A 10,122-nucleotide genomic window follows, 5' to 3' on the forward strand; every position below is an offset into this window, starting at 1 on the left:
CCCCGACCAGACCAAGACCATCGACCCGTGCAACCTGCAGTTCCTGTACCAGGGCAAGAACCCCAGCGCGGGCGGCGACTACAACCTGCTGCCGTGGCGGCCGGGCGTGCTGACGCTGCAGCGCTGAGAGTACGGGCCGCCGCGGCGGCCCGCGTTCCCGACCGCTCGGGCGTGTCCGGTGCCACCAACGCATCGGGCACGCCCTCGGCGGCGGACACGGCCGGCGGATATCGAAGACGCCATATCTCTTGACCGAAGACATCATACGAATTATGTTTCGCCCGAGGTTTGATCCTCGGTACCCCACCCGACGCAGGCGCCGGCCGCCCCGCCCCGGCCATGGCTGCGCAGGCAGCGCCTCTCCCGCCAACCGGGAGCGCTGCCGCCGACCGAAGGAGACCCACCTGTGAGCACCCGAACGAAGCCCCGCTGGCTCGCGGCGCTCGGCGCCGTGGCCGTCGTGGCCGCCGGAGTCGTGGCCGTGACGGCGATGACCATGCCGTCGGCATCGGCGGCCACGACGGCCGGCTGCGGCAAGACCCCGACGCTGCGCAGCGGCAGCTACACCATCCAGAGCGGCGGGCAGAGCCGCAGCTTCATCCTGCGCATCCCCGACGGGTACAGCAACACCCGCCCGTACCGGCTGATCTTCGGCTACCACTGGCGCGGCGGCACGATGAACGACGTGGCCTCCGGCGGCAGCAGCGGCAGCTCGTGGTCGTACTACGGGATGCAGCAGCAGTCCGGCAACAGCGCGATCCTCGTCGCGCCGCAGGGCATCGGCAACGGCTGGGCCAACAGCGGCGGCCAGGACATCACGTTCACCGACGACATGGTCCGGATGATCGAGAACGACCTCTGCGTCGACACCACCCAGCTGTTCGCGATGGGGTTCAGCTACGGCGGCGGGATGAGCTACGCCATCGCCTGCGGCCGGGCCACCGTGTTCCGGGCGGTCGTGGTCTACTCCGGCGCGCAGCTGTCCGGCTGCAGCGGCGGCACCCAGCCGATCGGGTACTTCGGCATCCACGGCATCTCCGACAACGTCCTGAACATCGCCTCGGGCCGCCAGCTGCGCGACACGTTCCTGCGCAACAACGGCTGCGCCGCCCAGAACGCGCCGGAGCCGTCGCCCGGCAGCGGCCGGCACATCACGACCGCCTACTCCTGCCGTGACGGGTACCCGGTGCGGTGGGCGGCGTTCGACGGCGGCCACGGCCCGGGCCCGGTCGACGGCTGCTCCGGCTGCGAGGACGGCACCAGGACGTGGACCAAGACGGAGGCATGGCAGTTCATCGCCTCGTTCGCCGGCGGCACGACGCCGAGCTCCCAGCCGCCTGGCAGCCCGTCGAGCAGCCCGTCGGGCAGCCAGCAGCCGGGACAGTCGAACGTCACGGTCGTCGGCGCGGGCTCCGGCCGCTGCCTCGACGTGCCGGGCAGCAGCACCACGAACGGCACCCAGCTGCAGCTGTGGGACTGCCACGGCAACACCAACCAGCGCTTCACCGCCACCGCGAGCCGCCAGCTGACGGTGTACGGCGGCAAGTGCCTGGACGCCAGCGGCCAGGGCACCGCCAACGGCACCACGGTCGTCATCTGGGACTGCAACGGCCAGGCCAACCAGCAGTGGAACGTCAACAGCAACGGCACGATCACCGGCGTGCAGTCCGGGCTGTGCCTGGACGCCAGCGCCAACGGCACGGCGAACGGCACGAAGCTCCAGCTGTGGGCCTGCAACGGCCAGGCCAACCAGCGGTGGAGCCTGCGCGCCTGACCGGTCCACCGGTGGCGTCGGCCCCGGCTGGCGCCACCCTGCCCACAGCAGAGGAGGAACACCCATGGCAACGAGGATCGGCGCGGCGAGGATCGCCGCGGTGCTGCTGGCCGCGGCGGCCGCACTGGTCGCCCCCGGCACCCCCGCGCAGGCGGCCACCGCGGTCACGATCAACGGCTCGTCGGGCGGGCGGGTGCTCGACGGCATCGGCGCGGTCAGCGGGGGCGGCGGCAACAGCCGGCTGCTGATCGACTATCCGGAGCCGCAGCGCAGCGACATCCTGAACTACCTGTTCAAGCCGGGGTACGGCGCGGCGATGCAGATCTTGAAGGTGGAGATCGGCGGCGACACGAACTCGACGTCCGGCGCCGAGCCCAGCCACGAGCACACCCGCGGCGCCGTGAACTGCAACCGCGGGTACGAGTGGTGGCTGATGGAGCAGGCCAAGGCCCGCAACCCCAACATCAGCCTGGTCGGGCTGGCGTGGGGCGCCCCCGGCTGGATCGGCAACGGCAACTTCTGGTCCACCGACTCGATCGACTACCTCCTGGCGTGGCTGGACTGCGCGGGCACGCACGGGCTCACGATCAACTACCTCGGCGGCTGGAACGAGAAGGGCTACAACGTCGCCTGGTACAAGAACCTGCGCGCCGCGCTCAACTCCCACGGCTACGGCGGCGTGAAGATCGTCGCGTCGGACGACTTCGGCTGGTCCGCCGCCGACGACGCGCTGCGCGACAGCGCCTTCGCAGCCGCCGTGTCCACCTTCGGCAGTCACTACGTGTGCGGGTACCGCAGCGCCCAGAGCAGCTGCCCCAGCTCCAGCAACGCGGTGGCCACCGGCAAGGCGCTGTGGGCCAGCGAGAACGGGTCCGACGACTACAACGCCGGCGCGCAGGCGCTCGCCCGCGGCATCAACCGGGGCTACGTCGACGGGCGGATGACCGGATACATCAACTGGCCGGCCATCGCCGCCATCACGCCGAACATCCCGTGGGCGACCACGGGCGTGGCGGTCGCGTCGCAGCCGTGGTCCGGTGCGTACTCGATCGGCAAGAACGCGTGGGTGATGGCGCAGACCACCCAGTTCACCGCCCCCGGCTGGCGCTACCTGGACGGCTCCAGCGGCTACATCGGCGGCAACCGCAGCAACGGCAGCTACGTCTCGCTGCGCTCGCCTACCGGCAGCGATTACAGCACGATCATCGAGACGATGGACGCCGGCGCGGCGCAGACGCTGAACTTCACCGTCACCGGCGGCCTGTCCACCGGCACGGTGCGGGTCTGGTCCACCAACGTCCGGTCGAACAACACCGCCGAGCACTTCGTGCGCGGCGCCGACATCACGCCCTCCGGCGGGGCCTTCTCCCTCACCGTCCAGCCCGGCTACGTGTACAGCGTCACCACCACCACGGGGCAGGGCAAGGGCACCGCGGTCAGCCCCGCGCAGGGCAACCTGAAGCTGCCGTACAGCGACACCTTCGACGGTGCCGCCGTCGGCCGCGAGGCGACGTACCTGATGGACCAGCAGGGCTCGTTCGAGGTCGCCGCCTGCGGGGGCGGCCGCACCGGGCGGTGCGTGCGGCAGATGTCGGAGCAGGCGCCGATCTACTGGACGTCCGGCCACGCCGAGCCGTTCACGCTGCTGGGCGACCTGACCTGGCGCAACTACACCGTCTCCTCCGACGTCATGCTGGAGAAGTCCGGGTATGCGCAGCTCATCGGCCGCGGCAACACGTACGACCACCAGGGCCCGCAGAACCTCAACGGGTACTACTTCCGGGTCACCGACACCGGCGCCTGGTCGATCCGCAGCAACAACACCAGCGGCAACTGGCGGACCCTCGCCAGCGGCACCACGGCGGCGCTGGGCACCGGGCGCTGGCACACCCTGTCGCTGACGCTCAACGGCAGCACGCTGAGCGCGTCCGTCGACGGCACCACCGTCGGCACGGTGTCGGACTCGACGTGGGTCGCTGGCCAGATCGGGTACGGCACCGGCCAGGGCGTCACGGCGCAGTTCGACAACCTCACGGTGACCCCGGTCGGCACCCAGGGCGGGTCGACCGGTGAGATCCGCGGCGCCGGCTCCAACCGGTGCCTGGACGTCAACGGTGCCGCCCAGGCCGACGGCACGGTCGTGCAGATCTGGGACTGCAACGGCGGCGCGAACCAGCAGTGGACGCTCACCTCGAGCAACCAGCTCACCGTCTACGGCAACAAGTGCCTCGACGTGGCCGGCACCACCCAGGGCACCCGGGCGCGGATCTGGACCTGCAACGGCGGCGCCGGGCAGCAGTGGCGGGTCAACGCCGACGGCTCGATCGTCGCCGGCGGGTCCGGGCTGTGCCTGGACGTCAACGGCGCCGGCACCGCCAACGGCACCGCGGTGCAGCTGTGGACCTGCAACGGCGGCAGCAACCAGACCTGGATCCGGGCCTGACGGCTCCACCCCCGCCGGCGGCGCCGCGGTCCGGCCGTCCACATCGGACGGCCGGGCCGCACCCGCCGGCATCCGGACGAACACCTGAAGGAGGGCACCATGCAACGCATCCCGAGGGCCGCCGCACGACGCCGGGCGCGGCGCTGATGGGCCCGCGCCACGACGCCATGCCACCCATGGCCGCAGCGCCGGCCGGCCCGGCCGGACACCCCACCACCCGTCGCGGGACCGTCCTGGCGGTCGTCGTCACGCTGCTGCTCGCCGGCGCCGCCGCGGCGACGCTGAGCCGGGCCGCGCTGGCCGCCGACACACCCCAGCAGCTCGTCGGCGCCGGCTCGGGACGCTGCGTCGACGTGCCGGGCTCCAGCACCACGAACGGCACCCAGGTCCAGCTGTGGGACTGCGGCAGCGCCGCCGGCCAGTGGTGGACCTACACCGCCGCGAAGCAGCTGACCGTGTACGGCAACAAGTGCCTCGACGCCAGCGGCCGCGGCACCGCGAACAACACTCCCGTCATCATCTGGGACTGCAACGGGCAGACCAACCAGCAGTGGAACGTCAACGCCAACGGCTCCGTCACCGGTGTGCAGTCCGGGCTCTGCCTGGACGCCACGGGCCGCGGCACCGCGAACGGCACGAAGATCATCCTGTACGCGTGCGGCGGCCAGTCCAACCAGCAGTGGACGCTCTCGTCACCGCCGCCGGGCGGCACCGGCGGGCCGTGCGACATCTACGCCGCGGGTGGCACGCCGTGCATCGCCGCGCACAGCACCGTCCGGGCCCTGTCCGGCGCCTACAGCGGCAACCTGTACCAGGTGCGGCGCTCCTCGGACAACACGACCCGCGACATCGGGGTGGTGACGGCCGGCGGCACCGCGAACGCGTCCGCCCAGGACGCCTTCTGCGCCGGCACCACGTGCGTGATCACGGTCCTGTACGACCAGTCGGGGCGCGGCAACGACCTGTGGTACCAGGGGTCGGCCGTCGTGCCCGGCTCGTCGCAGAGCAGCCCGGCGAGGGCCACCGCGGAGTCGCTGACGGTCGGCGGCGGCAAGGCGTACTCGCTGTACATCAACCCAGGCAACAGCTACTGGCGCGACGGGCACCTGACCGGCGTGCCGACCGGCAGCGCGCCCGAGGGCATGTACATGGTGACCAGCGGCACCCACGTCAACGGCGGCTGCTGCTTCGACTACGGCAACAGCGAGACGACCCGCAAGGCCGATGCCGCCGGCGCCATGGACGCGATCTACTTCGGCACCAGCTGCTGGTTCGGTGGCTGCTCCGGCTCCGGCCCCTGGGTGCAGGCCGACCTGGAGTGGGGGCTCTTCCCCGGCGGCAGCAGCGCCTGGAACCCCAACCAGCGCGCGTTCACCAGCAAGTTCGTCACCGCGACGCTGAAGAACAACGGCACGTCCCGCTTCGCCATCAAGGGGAGCAACGCCCAGGCCGGGAGCCTGTACACCCTGTACGACGGCACCCTGCCCAACGGCTACAGCCCGATGAAGAAGCAGGGTGCCATCGTGCTCGGCAGCGGCGGCGACTGCTGCAAGCCCGGCGGCGGCGCCAACCAGAGCGCCGGCACCTTCTACGAGGGCGCCATGGTGGCGGGCTACCCGTCCGACGCGACCGAGAACGCGGTGCAGGCGAACATCGTCGCGGCCGGCTACCGCTGACCGTCCGGCCGGGCGACCCGGATCGGCCCCGCCGCGACGCCGACGCGGCGGGGCCACCCTTCATGCCACCTCGAGCAGGCCGGCGGCCCGCAGCGCGGCCCAGAGCGCGTCGGGGACGGTGGTCGCGGCGCGGTCCACGGTCTGCTGGACCTCCGCCCGGCTGCGCAGGCCGACCACCGTCGCGGTGACGGCCGGGTGCGCGCGGACGAACGCGAGCGCCGCCGCGGGCAGCGTGACGCCGTGCGCCTCGCAGATCCCGGCGATGCGCCGCGCGCGGTCGATGAGCTCGCCGGGCGCCTGCCGGTAGTCGTACGTCGCGTCCGCCGGCGGGCGGTCCGTGGCGAGCAGGCCGGAGTTGTAGACCCCGGCGATCACGACACCGACCCCGGCACGCTGCGCGGCGGGCAGCAGGTCCCGCAGCGCGCCCTGTTCGAGCAGGGTGTACCGGCCGGCACACATCACCAGGTCGACGTCGGTCTCCTGGACGAACCGGGTGAGCATCGCCGACTGGTTCATCCCGGCCCCGACGGCGCCGATGACGCCCTGGTCACGCAGCTCGGTCAGGGCGGGCAACGCTTCGGTCGCGGCCTGCCGCCAGTGCCCGTCCGGGTCGTGCAGGTAGACGATGTCGATGCGGTCGAGGCCGGTGCGGGTGAGGCTCGCCTCCAGCGAGCGGCGCACGCCGTCGCGGCTGAAGTCCCACCGCCGCCGGTGGGTCGCGGCGACGTCGAAGCCTTCCGGGTCGCGCAGGTGCGCCGTCCGCGGCGACGGGACGAGCAGCCGGCCGACCTTCGTGGAGATCACGTAGTCGTCGCGCGGCCTCGTGCGCAGCGCGGCGCCGAGGCGCCGTTCGGACAGTCCCAGCCCGTAGTGCGGCGCGGTGTCGAAGTACCGGATGCCGGCGTCCCAGGCGGCGTCGACCGCCGCGGCGAAGGTCTCGTCGGTGGTCGCGTGGTACAGGTTGCCGCCCTGTGAGGCGCCGAGACCCAGTGCGGTGAGGCCGACCGCCGGCCGGCGCGGGAGCGTCCGGCGGGTCACGGCGGCCGCAGCCGGTAGACGCGGCGGGCGGTGCCGCTCCAGATCATCGCCTGGTCGGCCGCGTCCAGCGGTTGCAGCAGCTGTGCGAGTGTCTCGATCCAGCGCCGGTACGACGTGGCGAGCAGGCAGACCGGCCAGTCGGAGCCGAACATGAGCCGGGAAGGGCCGAACACGTCCAGCGCGTGCTCGACGGCGGGCCGCAGCTGGTGCGGTGTCCACGAGGCCCAGTCGGCCTCGGTCGCCAGGCCGGACAGCTTCGCGGTCGTGTTCGGCAGCCCGGCGAACGTGCGCAGGTCCCGGGCCCAGCCGCCGTGCCTGGAGTACGGCTGCGCGGGTTTGCCGAGGTGGTCCAGGACGAACGCCACGCCGGGCAGGTCGCGGGCGAGCCGCGCGGCGGCGGGCAGCTGGTGGCGGCGGATCACCAGGTCGAACGCCAGGCCGGCCGCGCCGACCGCCGCGACGCCGCGGCGCAGGTCCGGCCGGTCCAGGAAGCCGGGGTCGGGCTCCTCCTGCACGAGGTGGCGGATGCCGACGAGCCGGTCCCCGCCCTCGCCGGCCCGTAGCCGGGCGATGCGGTCGGCGACGTTGCGCGCCGTCAGGTCGACCCAGCCGACGACGCCGCCGACGAGGTCGGTCGTGCGCGCCTGGCGCAGCAGGTCCGAGGTCTGCGCCTGCGAGGAGATGCTCTGCACGACGACGGTCTGGGTGACGCCCGCCTCGGCGGCCAGCGGGGCGAGGTCCGTGACGGTGAAGTCGGCGTCGATCGTCTTCATGGTCGCGGCGCTGATCCACGGCTGGGGGTGGCGGGCGCGGACCCACAGGTGGTGGTGGGCGTCGACGATCTGCCCCGGTGCCCGCGGTGCGCTGTGGTTCATCGGCCGGGCCAGCCGCCGTCCACGGGCTGCGTGACGCCGTTGACGCTGCGGTAGACGACGGCTTGCATCGAACTCCATCCGGTGTGGCGGACAGCCGAGCTCATGGATCGCGAAAACGTAACTCGTATGACGTATGGAGTCAACCGTGGGATCCGGGCAGGCGGGTGGCGATCGAATCCAACGCTGTGACACAAACATATGACGTATGTCGTCAATCATGTAACGTGCTCGATGCATCGATGACGGTCGGATCGTGCACCCCCTCGATCGTCCGGCGTGACCGCATCGATGCACGGCACTCGGCGCGGCGGCGCGCGCCCATCTGACCCGCACTGTCAGGAGGGTTCATGAACCGAACACCCCGATACCGAAGCCGCGCGGCGGCGGTGATGCTCGCGCTCGCCGGTGGAACTTTCACGGCGGTCGCCGGCACCGCGGCACCGGCGTCAGCGGCCATCAACGCGGCCGACTTCCAGCAGGTGACCCTCGCCAAGGGGCTCGCCGAGCTCGGCGAGCCGCTGACCATCTCGGTGCTGCCCGACCGCTCGGTCCTGCACACCGCCAGGAACGGCACGCTGCGCCGCACCGACGCCAACGGCACCACGTCGGTGATCGCCAACATCCCCGTCTACACCCACGACGAGGAGGGTCTGCAGGGCGTCGCGGCCGACCCCGACTTCGCCACGAACCGCTACATCTACCTGTATCACGCGCCGCCGCTGAACACGCCGTCGGGCGATGCGCCGGCCACCGGCACGGACGCGACCTGGGCGACGTGGACCGGCGTCAACCGCCTGTCGCGGTTCACCCTCAACGCGGACTTCACCGTCAACATGAGCAGCCAGGTCAACATCCTGGACGTGCCCGCGAACCGTGGCATCTGCTGCCACGTCGGCGGCGACATCGACTTCGACGCGGCCGGCAACCTGTACCTGTCGACCGGTGACGACTCCAACCCGTTCGACTCCGCGGGCTACTCGCCGCTCGATGAGCGGACGAACCGCAACCCGGCCTACGACGCGCAGCGTTCGGCGGGCAACACCAACGACCTGCGGGGCAAGATCCTGCGGATCAAGGTCAACGCCAACGGCACGTACAGCATCCCGTCCGGGAACCTGTTCGCGCCGGGGACGGCGAACACCCGGGCCGAGATCTACGCGATGGGCTTCCGCAACCCGTTCCGGATGAGCGTCGACAAGGCCACGGGCATCGTCTACGTCGGCGACTACGGCCCCGACGCCGGCACCACCAACGCCAACCGCGGCCCGTCCGGGCAGGTCGAGTTCAACCGGATCACGTCGCCCGGCAACTACGGCTGGCCGTACTGCACGGGCAGCAACACCACCAGCGAGACGTACAACGAGTGGAACTTCGCCACGAACAGCACCGGCAACAAGTTCAACTGCGCCGGCGGGCCGACGAACAACTCGTTCCGCAACACCGGCCTGCAGACCCTGCCGCAGGCCCGGGCGGCGTGGATCAAGTACGCCGGCGACTCCGGCAGCCCGAGCGAGTTCGGCAGCGGCTCCGAGTCGCCGATGGCGGGCCCTGTGTACCGCTACGACGCGTCGAACCCGTCGAGTACGAAGTTCCCGCCCTCATTGGACGGCATGTTCTTCGCGGGCGAATTCGGCCGCGGCTGGATCAAGCCGATCACTGTCAACGCCGACGGCTCACGGGGCACGATCGACAACTTCCCCTGGGTCGGCAAGCAGGTCATGGACCTGCAGTTCGGCCCGGACGGCGCGCTGTACGTCCTGGACTACGGCGCCGGCTTCGGCAACGGCGACGCGAATTCCGCGCTCTACCGCTTCGACTACGTCGGCACCGGCGGCAACCGTGCCCCGACCGCCGTCGCCGGCGCCAGCGTCACCTCGGGTGCGGCGCCGCTGACGGTGAACTTCTCCTCCGCCGGCAGCAGTGACCCGGAAGGCGGGGCGCTGACCTACTCGTGGGCGTTCGGCGACGGCACCACCTCGACCGTGGCGAACCCGACGAAGACCTACACCACCAACGGCACCTACAACGCCACCCTGACGGTCCGCGACCCGCAGGGCGCCACCGGGACGGCCGGCGTCCAGATCAGCGTCGGCAACACCGCGCCCACGGTTACGGTGAACACGCCGGCGTCGGGGCAGCTGGTGTCCTTCGGCGACAGCGTGCCGTGGAGCGTCACGGTCACCGACCCCGAGGACGGGGCGATCGACTGCTCGAAGGTCACCATGACCTACGTGCTCGGCCACGACCAGCACGCCCACCAGATCACCTCGCAGAACGGCTGCACCGGCACGATCACCATCCCGGTCGACGGTGAGC

6 protein-coding genes are annotated in these 10,122 nt (G+C 71.6%); 4 read left to right on the forward strand and 2 right to left on the reverse strand.

Features of this window, described 5'->3' with window-relative positions; genetic code table 11:
- Positions 1-490: 490 nt before the first annotated feature.
- The 3 genes from ABD332_RS59505 (at position 491) to ABD332_RS59515 (ending at position 5,893) form a co-directional block, all read left to right on the forward strand.
- Positions 491-1,774, forward strand: coding sequence for a ricin-type beta-trefoil lectin domain protein (locus ABD332_RS59505; protein WP_344515976.1), 1,284 nt, complete (start codon positions 491-493; stop codon positions 1,772-1,774).
- A 64-nt stretch (positions 1,775-1,838) separates the two neighbouring features.
- Complete coding sequence (locus tag ABD332_RS59510) at positions 1,839-4,217, forward strand: ricin-type beta-trefoil lectin domain protein (RefSeq protein WP_344515968.1); 2,379 nt, start codon at positions 1,839-1,841, stop codon at positions 4,215-4,217.
- Positions 4,218-4,393: 176 nt separating this feature from the next.
- On the forward strand, positions 4,394-5,893 hold the full coding sequence (locus tag ABD332_RS59515) for an arabinofuranosidase catalytic domain-containing protein (protein WP_344515970.1): 1,500 nt from the start codon (positions 4,394-4,396) through the stop codon (positions 5,891-5,893).
- A gap of 60 nt (positions 5,894-5,953) precedes the next feature.
- Here ABD332_RS59515 and ABD332_RS59520 read toward each other — a convergent pair whose 3' ends face one another.
- Both ABD332_RS59520 and ABD332_RS59525 read right to left on the reverse strand, forming a co-directional pair.
- Positions 5,954-6,931, reverse strand: coding sequence for an aldo/keto reductase (locus ABD332_RS59520; RefSeq protein WP_344515972.1), 978 nt, complete (start codon positions 6,929-6,931; stop codon positions 5,954-5,956).
- Positions 6,928-7,806, reverse strand: coding sequence for an amidohydrolase family protein (locus ABD332_RS59525; protein ID WP_344515974.1), 879 nt, complete (start codon positions 7,804-7,806; stop codon positions 6,928-6,930). Before ABD332_RS59525 ends, ABD332_RS59520 begins: the two co-directional genes overlap by 4 nt.
- Before the next feature lie 347 nt (positions 7,807-8,153).
- On the opposite strand from ABD332_RS59525, the gene ABD332_RS59530 reads away from it, so the two are divergent.
- Positions 8,154-10,122: PQQ-dependent sugar dehydrogenase (locus ABD332_RS59530; protein ID WP_425552472.1), on the forward strand; the 1,969-nt coding region annotated here is incomplete at its 3' end.

The organism is Dactylosporangium maewongense, from assembly GCF_039531485.1.
In the GTDB taxonomy this organism is placed as follows: Bacteria; Actinomycetota; Actinomycetes; order Mycobacteriales; family Micromonosporaceae; genus Dactylosporangium; species Dactylosporangium maewongense.